This window comes from Streptomyces sp. NPDC002076 (genome assembly GCF_053593835.1).
This window is the reverse complement of record NZ_JBSFDI010000008.1, coordinates 13,491-30,848: the sequence shown is the minus strand read 5'-3', so window position 1 is coordinate 30,848 and position 17,358 is coordinate 13,491. Positions and strand designations below refer to the sequence as shown.

General features: G+C 70.1%; 16 protein-coding genes and 1 pseudogene. 10 read left to right on the top strand and 7 right to left on the bottom strand.

Features of this window, described 5'->3' with window-relative positions:
* Positions 1–4 precede the first annotated feature (4 nt).
* A complete protein-coding gene (locus tag ACWCQS_RS18480) occupies positions 5–559 on the bottom strand; it encodes a DoxX family protein (RefSeq protein ID WP_451005378.1) in 555 nt (184 codons plus the stop codon).
* 196 nt (positions 560–755) lie between these two features.
* Here ACWCQS_RS18480 and ACWCQS_RS18475 point away from each other — a divergent pair, with 196 nt between their 5' ends.
* Complete coding sequence (locus ACWCQS_RS18475) at positions 756–2,726, top strand: potassium transporter Kup (protein WP_451005377.1); 1,971 nt, start codon at positions 756–758, stop codon at positions 2,724–2,726.
* 357 nt (positions 2,727–3,083) lie between these two features.
* Here the strand turns inward: ACWCQS_RS18475 and ACWCQS_RS18470 are convergent, their stop codons facing one another.
* The 5 genes and pseudogenes from ACWCQS_RS18470 to ACWCQS_RS18450 all read right to left on the bottom strand — a co-directional run bounded on the left by ACWCQS_RS18470 (position 3,084) and on the right by ACWCQS_RS18450 (position 5,442).
* Positions 3,084–3,284 (bottom strand): dehydrogenase, encoded by a 201-nt coding sequence (locus tag ACWCQS_RS18470; RefSeq protein WP_451005376.1) that lies wholly within the window; start codon positions 3,282–3,284, stop codon positions 3,084–3,086.
* Between the two features lie 73 nt (positions 3,285–3,357).
* A complete protein-coding gene (locus ACWCQS_RS18465) occupies positions 3,358–3,906 on the bottom strand; it encodes a DUF1062 domain-containing protein (RefSeq protein WP_451005375.1) in 549 nt (182 codons plus the stop codon).
* Between the two features lie 195 nt (positions 3,907–4,101).
* A pseudogene (locus ACWCQS_RS18460) lies at positions 4,102–4,476 on the bottom strand (GNAT family N-acetyltransferase).
* The gene (locus ACWCQS_RS18455; RefSeq protein ID WP_389169790.1) at positions 4,473–4,847 is read right to left on the bottom strand and encodes a VOC family protein; all 375 of its coding nucleotides are present in this window, start codon (positions 4,845–4,847) and stop codon (positions 4,473–4,475) included. The pseudogene ACWCQS_RS18460 and the gene ACWCQS_RS18455 overlap by 4 nt, the downstream one beginning before the upstream one ends.
* A gap of 163 nt (positions 4,848–5,010) precedes the next feature.
* Positions 5,011–5,442 carry an ArsR/SmtB family transcription factor gene (locus ACWCQS_RS18450; RefSeq protein WP_451005374.1) on the bottom strand — a complete coding sequence of 144 codons (432 nt, stop codon included), beginning with the start codon at positions 5,440–5,442 and terminating at the stop codon, positions 5,011–5,013.
* A gap of 140 nt (positions 5,443–5,582) precedes the next feature.
* On the opposite strand from ACWCQS_RS18450, the gene ACWCQS_RS18445 reads away from it, so the two are divergent.
* The 6 genes from ACWCQS_RS18445 to ACWCQS_RS18420 all read left to right on the top strand — a co-directional run bounded on the left by ACWCQS_RS18445 (position 5,583) and on the right by ACWCQS_RS18420 (position 10,514).
* A complete protein-coding gene (locus ACWCQS_RS18445) occupies positions 5,583–7,562 on the top strand; it encodes a heavy metal translocating P-type ATPase (protein ID WP_451005373.1) in 1,980 nt (659 codons plus the stop codon).
* Complete coding sequence (locus ACWCQS_RS18440; RefSeq protein ID WP_451005372.1) at positions 7,559–7,957, top strand: (2Fe-2S) ferredoxin domain-containing protein; 399 nt, start codon at positions 7,559–7,561, stop codon at positions 7,955–7,957. The genes ACWCQS_RS18445 and ACWCQS_RS18440 overlap by 4 nt, the downstream gene beginning before the upstream one ends.
* A gap of 250 nt (positions 7,958–8,207) precedes the next feature.
* Positions 8,208–8,753, top strand: coding sequence for a hypothetical protein (locus ACWCQS_RS18435; protein WP_451005371.1), 546 nt, complete (start codon positions 8,208–8,210; stop codon positions 8,751–8,753).
* 274 nt (positions 8,754–9,027) lie between these two features.
* On the top strand, positions 9,028–9,423 hold the full coding sequence (locus ACWCQS_RS18430) for an LppU/SCO3897 family protein (RefSeq protein WP_451005370.1): 396 nt from the start codon (positions 9,028–9,030) through the stop codon (positions 9,421–9,423).
* A gap of 39 nt (positions 9,424–9,462) precedes the next feature.
* Positions 9,463–10,125, top strand: a complete 663-nt coding sequence (locus tag ACWCQS_RS18425; protein ID WP_451005369.1) for a hypothetical protein — start codon at positions 9,463–9,465, stop codon at positions 10,123–10,125.
* Positions 10,126–10,220: 95 nt separating this feature from the next.
* On the top strand, positions 10,221–10,514 hold the full coding sequence (locus ACWCQS_RS18420; protein WP_451005368.1) for a hypothetical protein: 294 nt from the start codon (positions 10,221–10,223) through the stop codon (positions 10,512–10,514).
* A gap of 251 nt (positions 10,515–10,765) precedes the next feature.
* Here ACWCQS_RS18420 and ACWCQS_RS18415 read toward each other — a convergent pair whose 3' ends face one another.
* On the bottom strand, positions 10,766–10,957 hold the full coding sequence (locus tag ACWCQS_RS18415; RefSeq protein WP_451005367.1) for a hypothetical protein: 192 nt from the start codon (positions 10,955–10,957) through the stop codon (positions 10,766–10,768).
* Between the two features lie 488 nt (positions 10,958–11,445).
* Here ACWCQS_RS18415 and ACWCQS_RS18410 point away from each other — a divergent pair, with 488 nt between their 5' ends.
* The 3 genes from ACWCQS_RS18410 to ACWCQS_RS18400 all read left to right on the top strand — a co-directional run bounded on the left by ACWCQS_RS18410 (position 11,446) and on the right by ACWCQS_RS18400 (position 17,315).
* Positions 11,446–11,970: a hypothetical protein gene (locus ACWCQS_RS18410; RefSeq protein WP_451005366.1), complete on the top strand. Its 525-nt coding sequence runs from the start codon at positions 11,446–11,448 to the stop codon at positions 11,968–11,970.
* A gap of 58 nt (positions 11,971–12,028) precedes the next feature.
* Positions 12,029–13,585 carry a S1 family peptidase gene (locus ACWCQS_RS18405; protein WP_451005365.1) on the top strand — a complete coding sequence of 519 codons (1,557 nt, stop codon included), beginning with the start codon at positions 12,029–12,031 and terminating at the stop codon, positions 13,583–13,585.
* A 178-nt stretch (positions 13,586–13,763) separates the two neighbouring features.
* Positions 13,764–17,315, top strand: a complete 3,552-nt coding sequence (locus tag ACWCQS_RS18400) for an ALF repeat-containing protein (RefSeq protein WP_451005364.1) — start codon at positions 13,764–13,766, stop codon at positions 17,313–17,315.
* The last annotated feature ends 43 nt before the right edge of the window (positions 17,316–17,358 follow it).

Here is a 17,358-nt window from a genome sequence, read left to right as displayed (position 1 = left end):
ATTCTCACAGGCTCAGCGTGATCGCGGCGGCGACGCCTCCGAGCCCCAACGCGAAGCCGGCTTCGAGCCAGCCGCCCCTGCCCCAGGGGAAGAACCGGTCGAGGGCCAGGCGGCCCGGCCCGATCGCCGCCACGGCCAGGGCGACGACGGCGATGCAGACGTTGTACTCCACGCCACCTTTCACGTCCCACAGGCCGTGGGCCCCCGTGACGGTCGCCATGGCGTTGATCATCGTGCCGATCAGGGCGGCGGCCGCGAGGGGCGTGAGAAGCCCCGCGGCCAGGCCGAGCCCGCCGAGGAACTCGGAGAGACCGCCGATCACCGCGTACACCTTCCCCGGGCGGAAGCCCAGACCGGCGAACCCCTTGCCGGTGGCCGTCAGACCAGGGCCCCCGAACAGGCCGAAGAGCTTCTGAGAGCCGTGTCCGGCCATGAACAGTCCGAAGGCCAGCCGCACCAGCAGAAGCCCCCAGTCGCCGGCGGCCCCTCCTCGGTCCGGGGCCTGCCGGGTCGCCGGTCGCGTGGGAGTCGAGGACCTGTCCGTGTTGCGCTTCGTCATGAGAGTGCTCCGGTACGACGCCGGGTGCGTGGCGCCCCTACCGATACTTCCGTAACGACAGGGACCTCGCACATCGGACGCCGCGCGCCGCTCGAGACGAAACGGCGCCCCTGCCGGAGGTTGCGCCATGGGGTGGGTATCGTCCGCCCCGATGCCCTGGCCTGCAGTTCAGTGGCCCGCACGGAGGAGGAGCACCATGGCCGGACCCCGGCGGGGAACCGCGTCGGACGACGGAGCCGTACCGCACTCGCCCCAGACCCCTCGGGCGAGCGCCCGCGAATCGGTGCGCCTCGCGCTGGTGATCGGTGCCCTCGGCGTGGTCTTCGGCGACATCGGCACCAGCCCGATCTACACCCTCCAGACCGTGTTCAACCCGAGCGACCCGCACCCCGTCCCGGTCAGCACCGAGAACGTCTACGGCGTGGTGTCCCTGGTGTTCTGGTCGGTCGTGATCATCGTCCTGGTCACCTATGTGCTGCTGGCCATGCGTGCCGACAACGAGGGCGAGGGCGGCATCATGGCGCTGATCACCCTGCTGCGGCGGTGGGGATCGCAGCGGGACGGGCGGGCCGCGGCCGTGCTGGCCGCGCTGGGCATCTTCGGCGCGTCGCTGTTCTTCGGCGACAGCATGATCACCCCGGCGATCTCGGTGCTGTCCGCGGTCGAGGGGCTCAAGGTCGTCCAGCCGTCGCTGGGCGGCGCGGTCGTACCCATCACCGCGGTGATCATCGTGGTGCTGTTCGTGGTGCAGCGCCGGGGAACCGCGGCGGTGGGCCGGGTGTTCGGGCCGGTCATGATCGCCTGGTTCGCGGCCATCGGCGCGTGCGGCATCGCCGGCATCGCCGACCACCCGGACATCCTCCGGGCGCTGTCACCGACGTACGCCGTGGGCTTTCTGGTCGGTCATTTCGGCACCGCCTTCTTCGCGCTGGCCGCGGTCGTGCTCGCGGTCACCGGCGCCGAGGCGCTGTACGCGGACATGGGGCACTTCGGCCGCCGCTCGATCACCCGCGCCTGGCTGTTCCTCGTCTTCCCCGCGTGCATCCTGAGCTACTTCGGCCAGGGCGCCCTGATCCTCGCCGACCCGCACAACATCAGCAGCCCCTTCTTCCTGCTCGTGCCCGCCTGGGGACAGTGGCCGATGGTCGTGCTGGCCACGGCGGCCACCGTCATCGCCTCCCAGGCGGTGATCACCGGCGCGTACTCGGTCACCTCCCAGGCCGCCCAGCTCGGCTACCTGCCGAGGCTGCGGATCGCGCACACCTCGGAATCCACCATCGGCCAGATCTACGTCCCCTGGATCAACTGGCTGCTCATGGTCTCGGTCCTCACCCTGGTCTTCGCCTTCCGCAGCTCCACGGCGCTCGCCTTCGCGTTCGGCATGGCGGTCACCGGCACCATCACCATCACCACCCTGCTGTTCTTCTACGTCGCCCGCGCCAAGTGGCGTACGCCCCTGTGGCTGATCGTCATCGGCGCGACCGTGCTGCTCTTCGTGGACCTGCTGTTCGTGGCGGCCAACCTGACCAAGCTCGTCCACGGCGCGTGGCTGCCGCTGCTGATCGGCCTGACCGTGTTCACCGTCATGACGACCTGGCAGCGCGGCCGCGAACTCGTCACCGCCGAGCGGGCACGGCTGGAGGGCCCGCTGCCCGAGTTCATCGACGACCTCCGCTCGGGGAAGGTGCCGACGCGCCGGATCCCGGGTACGGCCGTCTTCCTCAACCGGGGCAAGCAGACGGCACCGTTGGCCATGCGGGCCAACGTCGAGCACAACCACGTACGGCACGACCAGGTCGTCATCCTCTCCCTGGCGACCGAACCCGTGCCCCGCGTCCCGGCCGACCAGCGGATCGTCGTCGACGACCTCGGCTACGCCGACGACGGGATCATCCATGTCACCGCGCGGTTCGGCTACATGGAGACACCGGACGTGCCCGGCACCCTCGCCATGCTCGACCCGTCCCGGACCGAAGGGCCGCTGCACCTCGACCAGGCGTCCTACTTCCTGTCGAAGATCGAGCTGCGGCGCGGAAAGGCCCCGACGATGGCCCCCTGGCGCAAGCGCCTGTTCATCGCCACCTCCTACATCACGGCCGACGCCGCCGAGTACTTCGGCCTGCCCCGCGACCGCACCGTCATCATGGGCTCACACATCGAGGTGTAGGCACGCCGGACGCGGATCTGCGGAGGGCGCATTCCCGGGCGCGGCCTCGGGGCGAGCGATCCACAGGGAAGCCTGCTGGCGGAACTGTTGGGGCCATGGGCGAGCAGCCGTCGGCCCCTACGGCTCCAGCAGGTCCGCCTGGTTGTGTGCCGCAAGTGGTGCAGCCTGTGCCGCCCTCCCCGTCGAGACGCAGCGCCAGCCCCAGCCGATCGGCGACCAGCTCGGGCCGGCCGTGCGGCCCGTTGCCGCCCGCGCGCTGTCACCGGCGATGTGTCGCCCAGGGCGAACACACGCCGCGCTCGTCCGGGCACGGAGACCGGGCGCCGTTGCCCCATCCGGCGGCGCCGGCGGTGGATGTCAGCGGAACAGCTCCGGCACCGGGCAGATCTCCAGCGGCTCATCCGGCCGGTCGGCCCAGCGCCACCAGACATGCCGACCGGTACACCTCCACAGCGTCCGGCAGGTCCGCCGGGCATCGTCCTCGCGCGTGGCGAGGACGAAGCCGCCGAACCTCATGGGCAGGCTGCACTCGGGACAGGCCGGGCCTTCGTCGCTCATGCGGGGCACCCTACGGAATCCGGAGTCCTGTCCGGCGGGTCCCGCCGGACAGGCCCGTGGTCCCGAGGAAGGCTCAGCGCTTGAGCGTGAAGGTGAAGTCGCCGGAGAGCTTGCCGCTCAGCCGGACCGCCGAAACGAGCTTCCCCTCCGTGATCAGTCCCTCGACCTCGGCCCGCGAAAGACCGCAGCCTTCGGCGATCAGTCGCACCGGCCGGACAGGAATCCGCGCCGCGAAGCGGACCGAGACGTCGATCACCTCGCGGTCCAGGTGATCCGATCCGCCGGTGTCGAGGCGCCAGGCGTCCGCCCAGTCGAGGGCGATGCGATTACGGCGCCGCACGGCCGGATCCTGGAGCAACTCGGCTGCGAGGCCGGGGTCGTTGCCATGCAGCCGGTCCAGCAGCTCAGGTCGTACGGAGCGCACGTTCATCCGCTCCAGAACCGTCAGCTTTGCGGTTTCCCCGCAAACGGTACAGAGCACGAGGAGCCAGGCGTCGAGGAGCTTGTGGTTGGCGTTGACGCGAAATCTGCCGTTCGCCCGGAAGCGCTCGGACGCGCACGCGTGGCAACGGCGGAGGACGAGCGGCAGGCAGGTGGGCGCGACCACCCAGGTGTTGAGCACAGAAGCACACCGGTTTCAGTGAGAAGTCCGCAGCAAAAAGCGGCGCGGCGCACAGGTGCGACGCGCGACCGATCAGCTCTCGGGAGGTCTCACAGGGTGTACAACGGCACGTCCTTGACCAGACGACTTGGTTCGGCAGCACGGTAATGGCGCACAGCGGCGCCGCTCCACCGGTTTTCGAGCGGTGGGACAGCCTCAGTCCTTCGAGCCCGGCTCCCAGTCCTGGACGAGCCCCCGAGCAACACCTCGTCCAGGAACTCGCCCATCACCCAGGCCGAGGAGCGCAGCACGCCCTCGCGGACGAAGCCGTTGCGCTCGGGGGAGCGCAGCATCGCGGCGTTGTCCGACAGCGTCTCGATCTGCAGCCGCTGCAGGCCGCGCACGACGAAACCGCAGTGGCACAGCACCGCGACCACGTCGGTGCCGTGGCCCTTGCCGCGACAGGACGCCTTGGGCCCGCGAGGAGTTGACCACGTCGCCGTACAGCTCGGCCTGCAGGATCGGGATGTCGTCCTCGTGCCGGGCCCTGAGTGCGACCTTGCTGCCACCGCGATGGCCCGGCGGGCTCAGTGGAGGCAGAGGCAGAACGGATGGCCTGCCGGGTCCGCGTAGATCCGCCAGTTGGCCTCCGGGCGGAGCTGGTCCGTCCGCTCCAGCACGGTCGCGCCGAGGGCGAGTGCCCGCTTCTCCTCGCCGTCGAGGTCGTCCACGTCGAAGTCCAGGTGGAGCTGCTGCGGGCGCTCCTGGCCGGGCCATTCGGGCGCTCGGTAGCCGTCCACCCGCTGGCAGGCCAGCGGCGTCCCCTCGAACCCGTGCACCTCGACCCAGCCGGGATCCTCCGGATCCGCGACCACCCGCCCGCCGAGCAGGTCCGCGTAGAACTCCGCGAGCCGTACCGGATCGGCGCAGTCCAGCGCGACCGCCTGCAGCTTTCGAATCACTTCGACACCCCTCGCTCTTCGGCCGCTTCCGCGACACCCCCGTACGGGAGGGGTCGTACCCGCCGCGGCGGCGGGCATGCGCGGCGGTACGCCGGACCGCGGGCGATCGGGTACGGGCCGGTGGTGAGCGGAGCGGCGTTCCTGCCGCTGCTGCACGGGGCGCTCAGCGTGCCCCGGCCGTCACGGCGGCCGGGGTATCGGCCGGAGTCTCGGCAGGGGTATCGGCAGGGGTATCGGCCGGGGCGTCGCGCAGGCCGAGGCGCAGGTGCTCTACGTGGTAGAGGGCCTGTTCCAGGAGTTCGGCGACGTGGTTGTCGTAGAGGGCGTAGATGACCGAGCGGCCCCGGCGCTCGCCGGTGACCAGGCCGAGGTTGCGCAGCAGCCGGAGCTGGTGGGAGCAGGCGGACTGCTCCATGCCGACGGCGTCGGCGAGTTCCGTCGCCGCGCACGGGCCTTCCTGGAGACGGGCCAGGATCCGCAGCCGGGAGGGCGTGGCCAGTGCCTGGAGGGTGGCGGCCACATCGGCGGCGCCCACGGTCTCCAGACGCTCACGCGCGGTGGCTTTGGTCTTGGTGGCGTCAGCTCGATGGCCCATGTCCTTCATCCTACGGAGAACCATTCATGAACGCATGAATGAGTCTTCATGTGATCCTGTACAGTAGGGGAGTGGCGGCTGCCCTGAGCTGCCCGCGATCTCGTCGTTCCGTCGCGCCTTTGTGAAGGACCGCCCCTCCGATGACCTCCACCCTCGTTCCGGAACCGGCCGTCCGCACCGCCGGCGCACGCGCTGACGGCGCGCCCCGGCGGCGCACCCGCGTCTTCGCGCTGCCCGAGGCGCGCTGGGCGGCCGCGGCCACGGTCCTGTTCCTGCTCGCGCTCCCGTTGCAGCTGACCGGTGCACCGGCGTGGGCGTGGGGGCCGCTGTACGCGCTCACCTATGCGGCCGGCGGCTGGGAGCCGGGCTGGGCGGGTCTGCAGGCGCTGCGGGAGAAGACCCTCGACGTCGACCTGCTGATGGTCGTCGCCGCGCTCGGGGCGGCGGCGATCGGGCAGGTGATGGACGGGGCGCTGCTGATCGTCATCTTTGCCACGTCGGGGGCACTGGAGGCGCTGGCCACCGCGCGTACGGCCGACTCGGTGCGGGGGCTGCTCGACCTGGCGCCGGCCACCGCCACCCGCGTCGACGCGGACGGCGACGAAGCCGTCGTGACCGTCGAGGAGCTGTCCGTCGGCGATGTCGTCCTCGTGCGGCCCGGCGAGCGCATCGGCGCCGACGGGCGGGTGCTCGACGGGGCGAGCGAGGTCGACCAGGCGACCATCACCGGCGAACCGCTGCCCGTGGCCAAGGAGAAGGACGACGAGGTCTTCGCGGGCACCCTCAACGGCACCGGTGCCCTGCGCGTCCGCGTCGAGCGCGGCGCCTCCGACACGGTGATCGCCCGGATCGTGCGGATGGTGGAGGAGGCGTCGCAGACCAAGGCGCCCACCCAGCTGTTCATCGAGAAGGTCGAACAGCGGTACTCGCTGGGCATGGTGGCGGCGACCCTCGCCGTGTTCCTGCTGCCGCTCGCCTTCGGCGCGGACCTCACCGGCTCCCTCCTGAGGGCGATGACCTTCATGATCGTGGCGTCGCCCTGCGCGGTCGTCCTGGCGACCATGCCCCCGCTGCTGTCGGCGATCGCGAACGCCGGCCGGCACGGGGTGCTGGTCAAGTCCGCGGTGGTGATGGAGCGGCTGGGCGAGGTCGACGCGGTGGCGCTCGACAAGACCGGGACGCTGACCGAGGGCACGCCGCGCCTCACCGACGTACGGCCGCTGACCGGCTCCGGTCTGGACGAGGCGGAGCTGCTGGCGCTGGCGGCCGGGGCCGAGCACCCGAGTGAACACCCGCTGGCCCGGGCCGTGGTGGCCGCGGCACGCGAGCGCGGACTCGCTCTCGCGGTGGCGGAGGACTTCGACTCCACACCCGGCGTCGGAGTGACCGCGGCTGTCGACGGGCGGGTGGTCGCGGTCGGGGCTCCGGCGCGGCTCCTCGGCGGCGCGACGGACGCCGCGTCCGCGCGTGCCGCCGCCCTCGCCGGTGGGTTGGAGGAGGGCGGGCGGACCGCGGTGCTGGTCATGGCGGACGGTGTGCCCGTGGGCCTGCTGGGCATCGCCGACCGGCTGCGCGCCGACGCCGCCGCGACCGTCTCCTCCCTGACGACCCTCACCGGCGCCGCGCCGCTGCTGGTGACCGGTGACAACCCGCGCGCCGCCGCCCGCCTCGCGGCCGAGGTCGGCATCGAGGACGTCCGTGCCGGACTGCTGCCCCAGCACAAAGTGGACGCGGTCCGGGAATTGGAGAAGTCCGGCCGCAAGGTGATGGTGGTCGGTGACGGCGTCAACGACGCCCCCGCGCTGGCCGCCGCGCACACCGGGGTCGCCATGGGCCGGGCGGGCTCGGACCTGGCGCTGGAGACCGCCGACCTCGTGATCGTCCGCGACGAACTGGCCACCGTCCCCGCCGTGATCTCCCTGTCCCGGCGCGCCCGCGCCCTCGTGGTGCAGAACCTGGTGATCGCCGCGGTGTTCATCGCCGGCCTGGTGGTCTGGGACCTGGCCGGCGCCCTGCCGCTGCCGCTCGGCGTCGCGGGCCACGAGGGCTCCACCGTCGTCGTCGGCCTCAACGGCCTCCGGCTGCTGCGCGAGGCGGCCTGGCGGCGGGCCGCCGAGTGAGCCGCCGCAAGCCTCCCGCCCGGGCGGCGGCGCCCCGGTGCACGGTGACCGTGTGCCGGGGCTGCTGCTGCGGCACGGACAGGATTCCCGGCGTCGACCACGCGGCCCAACTCGCCACGCTGAAGGCCGAGCTCGGAGCGGTTGCCCAGGTGCGGGCGGTGAACTGCCTCGACGCCTGCGAGCAGGCCAACGTCATCGTCGTACAGCCGTCCCCGGCCGGCCGGGCGGCAGGAGGGCGGCCGGTCTGGCTCGGCCTGGTCAACGACCCCGACGCGACTGCCGACATCACCGCGTGGGTACGGGCGGGCGGACCGGGTCTCGCCGAACCGCCCGACATCCTCGACCTGTACGCCTTCGCTCCGTCCCGGCGCGTCCGGAGGGCCGTGGAGGACTGAGACGCACCCGGCCGCGCGACTCCGCCGTGCGACTGCGCCGACGCCACTCACACAAAGGGCCCCGGACGAGAGGTCCGGGGCCCGATTGTCGATCTACCGGCCCGCCGCGCAGCTGCTCAGCGCCTGGCTGCCTGGCATCAGCCCCCCCGCTTGGATTCGCAGCTTCGGTGACGGGCCCCGCCCGGATCGGAAGGGGCTACCTGACGTAGAACCAGCCCGTGACCATCGGATGCGTGACGGGAGTTGCTGGATGACGCTCGCCCTTCCCGTGAGCCGCCCTGACGAGGCAGTGCCGATTCCCACCTGGTGGTACGTGAGAGCCCTCCGACATGCCGCCCGCTGGGCCGTGACCAACGGCCGACTCTCTACTGAAGGGCATGAGGCGCAGGTGGTCGACGGCGAAACTCTGATCGCCGACGGGGTGATTCCCGCCGCAACCGAGACGACCGCTGACGACAGCCTCGACTACGTGATCGGCGATCTCCTCGCTGACCCTGCCTGGCACAGTCAGCACAGTCCCGCTCCTGAGCTGTACCAGCTCATCGGCTTCGACCTTATGACGGAAGACCGCGTCCGCGTATACCTGGCACTTCCGTACTCTCCACGCACGATCGGTGTCGATTTGGCCGTTGTCGATGAGGAAACGGGCAAGCCCCGTTCGACGGGATGGTGGGCCTCGACCAAACTCAATGCCATCCTCACCCCTGACGAGCCAACCACTCTCGCTGTGCACCTGGTGCCGGACGCACGGGACCCGAACTGTGAAGCCGTCTACGACCTCACTCGTTGGACGTAGCACAATCCCCGCCGGCTGACGGACGATCTACTCCGCAGCCTGCCGCCCAGGACCAGTGCGAGCACCTCGGAGGGCGATCGGACCAGCCCGTTAACCCGCCGCTTCAAGTTGGTGGAGGCTCGCGGGCTCGCACTGCTGCAGTCCTGTCCCTGTGCCCGTCGAAAGCAGCCTTCGATGTTGACGGGCAGGACCAACCGGGGGCGGCGAACGGCCAGTGCATGCAGGTGGGTTAGATTCGTGGTCGCCTTCGCCCCCACTGTCTGAGGAACTGCCCGTGTCTCAAATACCGCTCCAGGGCGGCATGAAAGCCTCGTACACTCCGGAGCAGATACGGCGCAACCGCCTGATCTTCCTCGCCCTGGTCCTCGTCATAGCGGGTCTGGTGGCGTTCGTGATCTTGGGCCCGCACGATGCGAAGGACCAGTCCGCGACACTCAAGGCCGGTGACTGCTTCCAGAACATCGGGACGGACAAGGAAGCGAAGACCAAGAAGCTCGACTGCACTGACCCGCACGCCGACTACAAGGTCCTGAAGATGGACAAGGACGGAGTCGTCGATACCTTCTCGTGCTCCGACGTCCCAGGCACGACCGGCTCGCTCACCCAGCTGGGCCCAGGAGGATCATTCGTCGTTTGCTTCAAGGAGAACGACGAGAAGGGCAAGAAATAGCAGGGAGGAGCCTGCCCTCGCTAAGGGAGGTTACACACCGTGCATTACGCCAGCGGGCCATCGTGGCAGTTTGCTGAAGGTACCTCAGAGATGCTTCATGCGGCGCTGTTCATTCGCGATGCTGCAGCTCTACCGGTCCCAGCGTCAGAGGCCGTACCATCGGCCCTCATCGAACAGCCCGTATGTATGGATATCCCGCAGTCCTTGGATCGGGAATTGCTGGCCGTCCAGTGGCTGGAGTGGTGGAGGAAACTGGTCCGCCATGAGATGAGTGAGATCCACCGCAGTCATGGCGGGGACGGCGATGACACAGCATTGCGCCTGGCGCAAATCCTGCAGCGGCAACAGGATGTTTTCGATCCGCCCGACTTTGATTCGCTCTGCGATGCACCACAACTCCAGGCCCTGGTATGGCAGAGCTTCCGGGAGTCCCTGATATGGGCCGAAAAAATCAAACGCAAGCCCCTCCGCATGTCGGCGTTCCCCCCGACACTCATCAAGAGTGTTGCCGAGAACGTCGCCGCGACGCATGGCGTTCCCGTAGCAGACGTCACGGGGGCAATCCGTGTTCTTGACGTTGAAGGAATCTGGTCAACGCCGACAGGTCCAGGCTGCATGCTCTGCTCTACTGCGGCAGCAGCCGACTCGGACTTCGCGGCAGCCTTGCTGCGTGACACTTTCGTCTCCGGGCTCAGGGCGTAATGGAGCGTGTCCTGCACGTCACCTGCGCAACTGCATCGCACCTCGGAATGGTCTTCGCCCGCTTCCTCACGGGGAGCCGACGCCGGAACCTGCGAGTGTCCGGGACCCCCGTGGAACCCTGGGACCCGTTCATGGGCAATCACCCCTCGGTGCAGCGGCTCCCCACCGAGGAACTGCCTCTCGATGGCAGTTCCGTACGGGTCGAGGCGTTCATTCTCCCCAGCGCTCACCGGCTCACTCCGGAGGAGTACGACAGAGCCGCAGGACCACAGGGGTGGCTCGACCAGCAGGGCTTCTACGTCTACCGCCGGAACCGACTGATCCTGGCCGGCGACTGGCTTGGGCAGAGAGGCATGCGTGGCTCCTACCTGCACCGTTCGTCTTCATGATGGCACCTGGAGTGTCTGTGAGTGCAGGATTCGCCTGTGGTTCACGGCTAGAAACACGGCTCCTCAGAAGCGGCCTGAGCGGGTGTCTCCTACGGCGTCGTCAGAACGTTGGAGCGCGATGGGCCCGTTGTTTGAGGAACCGGACGCGCGGGAGGTGACGGCCCGCGCCCGTATCGAGGAACTGCGGTAGCTGATCGGGGAGTTGACTGAGTTGCTGGAGCGCGAGGAGGTGGTGCTGCCGCGGCCGGAGATCACCGGGAGATGGCTACCGAGATCCTCGGTGAGGCCGGAATACAGGCGCCCCCCAGACGGCCGGTGGGCTTCTCGATCAGGAGGAACCGCCCTTTGTGCTCGATCAGAGCCGCGGTAGCCCAGGCCTGGATGCCGTCCCCGTGGGTGCGGATGACGAGGTCGTCGGCCAGCCGTTCAAAAGTCGAGGACACGGCAGTCTCCGCATGGAGATGACGTCGGGACGGGGTGGCAGTGCCGGACGGGCAGCTTCAGGGGGGGCCAGCAGCGCGATGATGCTGATGGGCTGCCGGCAGTGAGGGCAGTCGCGGGGCGCGGCGGACTCCAGCGGTTTTCTGGCAGGCGATAGTTGGTGGGGCGGCGCGGTGGCACGGGCGATGGGTTTGGGCGGGAGCGGAAGTTCCGGCCTCGGGGGAGCCGGCAGTTCCGGCACAGAGGCGCGTTCGGTGGTTTGGGGGGCAGTGGCGCCGTCGATGGCGGCCTGGATGCCGTATGCCTCCTCCCGACTGTGCATGCCCTATGGAGGTTCCATGGAGCTCCTATGGTGATGGTCACGTTGTTTCGTATCTGACTCCGCTTTAGGGTCGCACTCGACCACTTATTTTTGCTTTACGTCTGTGTGCACGGGGGGCTGCAGATGTTATTTCGTCATGCCGTCGCCCGGGCCTGGAAAGGAATTCGGGTGACTCCTCGTATGCGCAGGATGCTCCCCGTCGCGGGGGTTGCTGTCTTTCTGGCGCTGGCGGGCGCGCCGATGCTCGCGTCCGCCGACCCGCAGCCGACAGGGGGAACTGCCGGGGCCACGCCGCCGTCCGCGGTGGAGGACTACGCCTACCCGAACGCGGATCAGATCCAGCGGGACCAGGGCATCAAGCTGATCAAGGGCGACGGGCACATCACCCTCGCCAAGTGCGACGACTCGGCTCAGCAGATCAAGGTCCTGACTGTGCAGGGGCAGAGCGGGGATTCGCAGGGCTCCTACTGCTTCAAGGCTTCCACGAAGTCGGGGTATCTCACGCTGGAACTGCCGCGGGTGTTCGCGCTGGAGACCGCCGACCATCCGATCAGCGCGGACCTGAGGCCGCAGGCGGATCCTTCGGCGCCGGTGAAGACGGTGACCGTGGACAAGAACGGCTATCAGAGCGTGGGCGAGGGCGCGGCCGGTGGTGCACCGGCCGTGCTGCTGGAACTGCGGGTCACCGGCTGACCGGCCCCGCCTTCCGCTGCCTCTCCCACCCCTTCTCGCACGACAGCAAGGAACCTTCATGTCTGGCTTTCGTCCGCGCACCGCGTGGACCGGCGGCCTGATCGCCGCCACCTCCCTGGCCGCCGCCCTGACCGCCGCACCCGCCACCGCCGTGTCCGGCCCGACCGCTTCTGCCACGGTCTCGGCCGCCACCGCCCGCCTGGATGTCGGTGGCCAGCGCGGCTGTTCGGGCACTCTGGTGGCCCCGCAGTGGCTGCTGACGGCCGCGAGCTGCTTCACCGACACCCCGGGCGGGACGCTCGCGTCCGGCGCGCCGAAGCTGAAGACGACCGCCACCATCGGTGGCGGCGCCCAGCAGGTGGTGAACCTGGTGCCGCGCACGGACCGGGACGTGGTGATGGCCCAACTGGCCAAGCCCGTCAGTGGTATCACCCCCCTCCCGGTGGCCGGCGCCTCGTCGGCCGCCGGGGACGAGGTCCAGGCCGCCGGGTTCGGGCGTACCCACGACGAGTGGGTGCCCGACCAGGTCCACGCGGCTGCCTTCAGCGTCCAGGACACCGCCGCCACCACCCTTGACCTGGCCGGCAAGTCCGACGGCGCCGCGATCTGCAAGGGCGACACCGGCGGCCCGGTGCTGAGCGCCACCGGAGCGGTTGTGGGTGTCAGCAGTCTGTCCTGGCAGGGCGGTTGTCTGGGCAGCGATCCGGCCGAGACCCGTACCGGCGCGGTGGCCGCCCGCGTCGACGACCTGGCCTCCTGGGTGCAGCAGGTCGCCTACGCCCCCGTCTTCGCGGCCGCCCCGTGGAAGCACGCGGTGCAGATCACGGCCGGCTACTACACCGGTGACTCCGCGAACGGCACCCGCCACACGGACCTGATCGTCGTCTGGGACGACGGCAAGGTCACCCTCTACCAGGGCGGCTACGGCAACGACCCCACCCGCCCCTTCATCGCCGAACACCAGCTGCAGCCCGCAAAGAGCATCTGGACCCACGCCGTCAACGTGACCAGCGCCAACACCGGCGGTAGCACCGACGCGGTCGTGGTGCGCTGGTCCGACGGCGAGATGACCCTCTACACATCCGTCGACGCCAAGGGCTTCCACGGCGAGAAGCAGCTCGCCCAGCCCCACACCGCCGAATGGCAGAACGACGCCCAGCAGCTGACCGCGGGCCGCTTCACCGCGAACGGCCTGCGCGACGACCTGCTGGTGGCCTGGAAGGACGGTCACGTCTCCGTCTTCAGCGACCTGGCGGCCAACGGGCTGAAGAGGCAGACCCAGACCGTCGCCAAGAACAACACCTGGCCCTACGCCGAGAAACTCGCCACCGGCTCCTTCACCGGCAAGACCACCGACGACCTGCTGGTGCGCTGGATCGACGGCGAGACCACCATCTACCCCGGCATGACCGGCAAGGCCCTGCCCGGCGAGATCAAGGTCAGGCCGGCCAAGTCGTACTGGGTCAACGCGGCCGCCATCACCGTCGGCGCCTTCAGCACCAACACCACCGCCAACGACATCCTCGTCCGCTGGAACGACGGCCACCTCAGCTACTTCACCGGCGTCGACGCCAACGGCCTCCACACCGAAATCCAACTCGCACCGGCCAACTGACACACCCGGACACGGCCTTCTGAGGGACGGCTCGCGGACGACCGGCGAGCCGCCCCCTGGCACCGCGCTGCCCCGGAGCCGACGACCAACGGCACCGCCGGCAGGGACAAGCGGTGCATCCCCCCAACCGAAAGAACGAATCGAGTCCGCAGTGACATATCCACGACGCCCGGGGCGCGTGGCGGCAGGGGCCCAGCGCGCGATTCGCGTGCTGTGCCTGGGCCTGCTGCCCAGCGCGCTCGTCCTGGGCCTGCTGGGACCCGCACCCTCCCCGGCCAGAGCCGACGGCACCACCCCCACGGACACCGGCATCTCCGGTGCCCTCCCGGACACCGACCGCGCCAAGGTGGTACGCCTGTGGGAAACGGGCGGCCCCGGCGTGCGGGCCGCCGCCGAGGTCGCTCTCGTCGGCAGTGACGACGACGTCAAGAACTTCCTCTCCCAGGCCTCCGACATCGCCGTCCAGGACGAGCGGGTGGCCGCCGCCCAGTTCGCCAGCGTCGGCGGCCTCAGCCTCCAGGATGCCGCCCGCAAAGCACTCGACGGGACGCCGGACGACCTGAAGGCGTTCCTGAAGGACGGCTGGAAGGCACCGCTGCAGCAGGACCAGCGGGTCCGCGTCGCCCAGATCATCGACGCGGGCGGCCCGGAAGTGCAGAAGGCGGGACGCGCCGCGCTCAACGGCACCCCCGAGGACATCAAGAAGTTCCTCGACAACGACCAGTACTACGACCGGGAACAGGACGAGCGGGTCGAGGTCGCCCAGATCATCGCGGCCGGCGGGCCGAACGTCCAGGCGGCCGGCCGTATCGCGATCAACGGCACCGCCGAGGACATTCACGAGTTCCTGCAGGTCGGGCAGTATGTGTCCCGTGCCCACGACCAGGAGCACGCCACGATCGCGCAGCTCGCCGATCAGGCGGCCAAGGCGGGCAAGCTGGCCGGGCAGCAGACCCAGGCCGCCAAGGACGCCTCGGCCCGAGCGGTGACCGCGGCGAAGCTGGCGAAGGCAGCGGCGCAGAAGGCCGAGGCCGAGACCGAGGCCGCGCACAAGGACACCCAGCACGCGGCCGCCGCGGCTGCCCGCGCGGCGAGCGCGGCGAAGCAGGCCGCCACCGCCGCGCAGACGGCGATCGACGCGGCCAACGCCGCCACCAATGCGGCGAGGGTCGCCGCCAATGCCGCCTCCGCCGCCGCCGCTGCCGCCGACGGTGCCGCCCAGGCCGCCTCACAGGCCCGCGACGCCGCCGCGAACGCGGCCATCGATGCCGGCCAGGCAGGCGCCGCCCGCAAGGCCGCCCAGCAGGCCCGCGACGCTGCGGCCGGCGCTCACGCCGCCGCCCAGGCCGCCGACTCGGCCCACACCGCCGCCGCCCAGGCCGCCGACGCGGCAAAGGCGGCCAGCGGCGCCGGCAGTGACGCCACCGATGCCGCGAACGCGGCCGACCAGGCCAACACGCTGGCCGACGAGGCCGGCGCCCACTCCGCCGAAGCCGCGAACGCCGCGGCCAGCGCGCACCGGCACGCCCGGGAAGCGAGCCGTGCCGCCGCCGCCGCCGAATCCCTGGCGAACGAGGCCGCCTCCGATGCCGGTGAGGCGCGTGACGCGGCGAACGACGCCGCCACGCATGCCGAGAACGCGGCCAAGGCGGCCGACGACGCCGCCGCCCACGCCGGACAGGCGGCCACCGCCGCCAAGCAGTCCGCCGAGCACGCCAAGGCGGCCAAGAAGGACGCCGACGCCGCCAGCGCCGCGGTCGCCAAGGCCCAGAAGGTCCACGACCTGGCAGTCCGCATCGACGCCGAGCAGTTGACCGCGCGTACCAACGAGGCTATCGACCACGCCCAGGACCTCAAGGCCCAGGAGGACCAGCGCACCGCGGCCCAGCAGGCGGCCACGCAGCAGGCAAAGGACCTGCAGGCCCAGGCGGCCAAGCTCGCCGACCAGGCGGCCCAGCCCGGCGCGGACCCCGCGCAGATCGCCCCCGAAGCCCGCAAGGTGGCCCTGGCGACCGTGAAGACCGGCCGCTCGTGGAGCCAGTCCGCAGCCCTCGTGGCCCTGGCTGGCTCCGACCAGGACGTGACCGACTACATCCGCACCGGCCGTCAGGACGCGAGCGCTCAGGACGACCGCCAGGACGTCGAACACCTCGCGGAGGCAGCTGGCTCGGCCGACGTTCGCGCGGCTGCCGCCAAGGCCCTCGACGGCGACGCTGCCACGGTGAGCGCGTTCCTCGCCACCGGCCAGTACGAGGCCATGAAGCAGGACATGCGCCTGTACATCGCCCGGACCATCGCAGGCGCCGGCCCGATCGAACAGCAGGCCGGCCGCACCGCGCTGAACACCGACACGGCGGATGCCCTGCGCCAGTTCATCACCACCGACGACACCCAGGAGCGCACCCAGGACGAACGCGTCCGCGCCGCCCAGCTCGCCGACCCCAAGAACAGCAGCAGCGGCCCGGAGGTGAAGGCCGCGGCGAGGATCGCCCTGGAAGGGCCCTCCGACCTCCTCCACCTCTTCATCACCGTCGGCCAGTACAAGGCGCAGCGCCAGGACCAGCTCGGCGCCACGCACGAAGCCCAGATCCAGCAGCTCATCGCACAGGCCGCGGGCGTGGCCGCTACCGCGCAGAAGAACGCGGCCGAGGCGGGCAAGGCAGCAGCCACCGCGGCCAAGGCCGCAGACGAAGCCGCCGACTACGCCAAGCAGGCCGACCAGGCGGCCAAGGACGCCAAGAAGTACGCCACACAGGCCGACGGCTATGCCACGCAGGCCGAACAGTCCGCCAAGGACGCCGCCGCCTCGGCCAAGACGGCCCGCAACGCCCAGCAGGACGCCGAGAACGCAGCCGCCGCGGCCGTCACCTCCGCCGCTCAGGCCCAGTACTCGGCCACCGCCGCACGCGGCTCCGCCGACTCGGCCTGGACATCGGCTCAGCAGGCACGTGCCTCGGCCTTGGCCGCAGGCAAGGACGCCACCGCTGCCCAACATGCGGAAGACGAGGCGTTCCGTGCAGAAGTCGTCAAGCGGCAGCAGGCGCAGGCGCAGTTGCGGCGGTGGTACGAGGAACAGAAGCAACAGAGCCAACAGGAGGACGACGGCAGTTGGGTACCGGGCTGGCTCAAGGACACCGTCAACACGATCGGCGACTACGGTCAGGCCATCCTCGGTAACTCCGACATCTGGAAGGGCCTGTTGGAGACGGGAGCCGGCATGATCGGCGTCGGTTCGGGCGCCTCGATCGACGTCGCGGGCGGAGGCCTGTGCCTGACCATCATCGGCTGCCTTGAGGGTGCACCCGCGATCGTCGTCGGTACCGGGATAGCGGGCGCGGGGATCTACGGAATCACCGATGGCATCAGCCGATTCAACGACGGTCTCGGACAAGCCCTGCGGGAGGCTGAGGGAACGCCCCGTTCAGGAAGTCCCCAGATCAACTCGAACGGCTGGCCCGTTCCCACCCAGAGCAACTGCCTGGAATGTGCCGAGGTCATCAAGGGCAAGGTCGGCGGTGAGATCTACGAAATGAAGGACTCCTTGGGAGCAAGACTCGGCCCGTCCAAACGCGACCCCCATGGCCAGTGGCACAATCACTTCCTGGTGATCAAAGACGGTCGAGCGTACGACGCTTTCACTGGTTCGGAAGGCATGGATCTGGATGCATATCGGCAACAATGGGATTACTGGCAATACATTCGTCTCGACGCGCGGCCTGACCTGGGGTAGCTGATGGACATCCAAGAACTCTGCTTCCACCTGCGAAATCGGC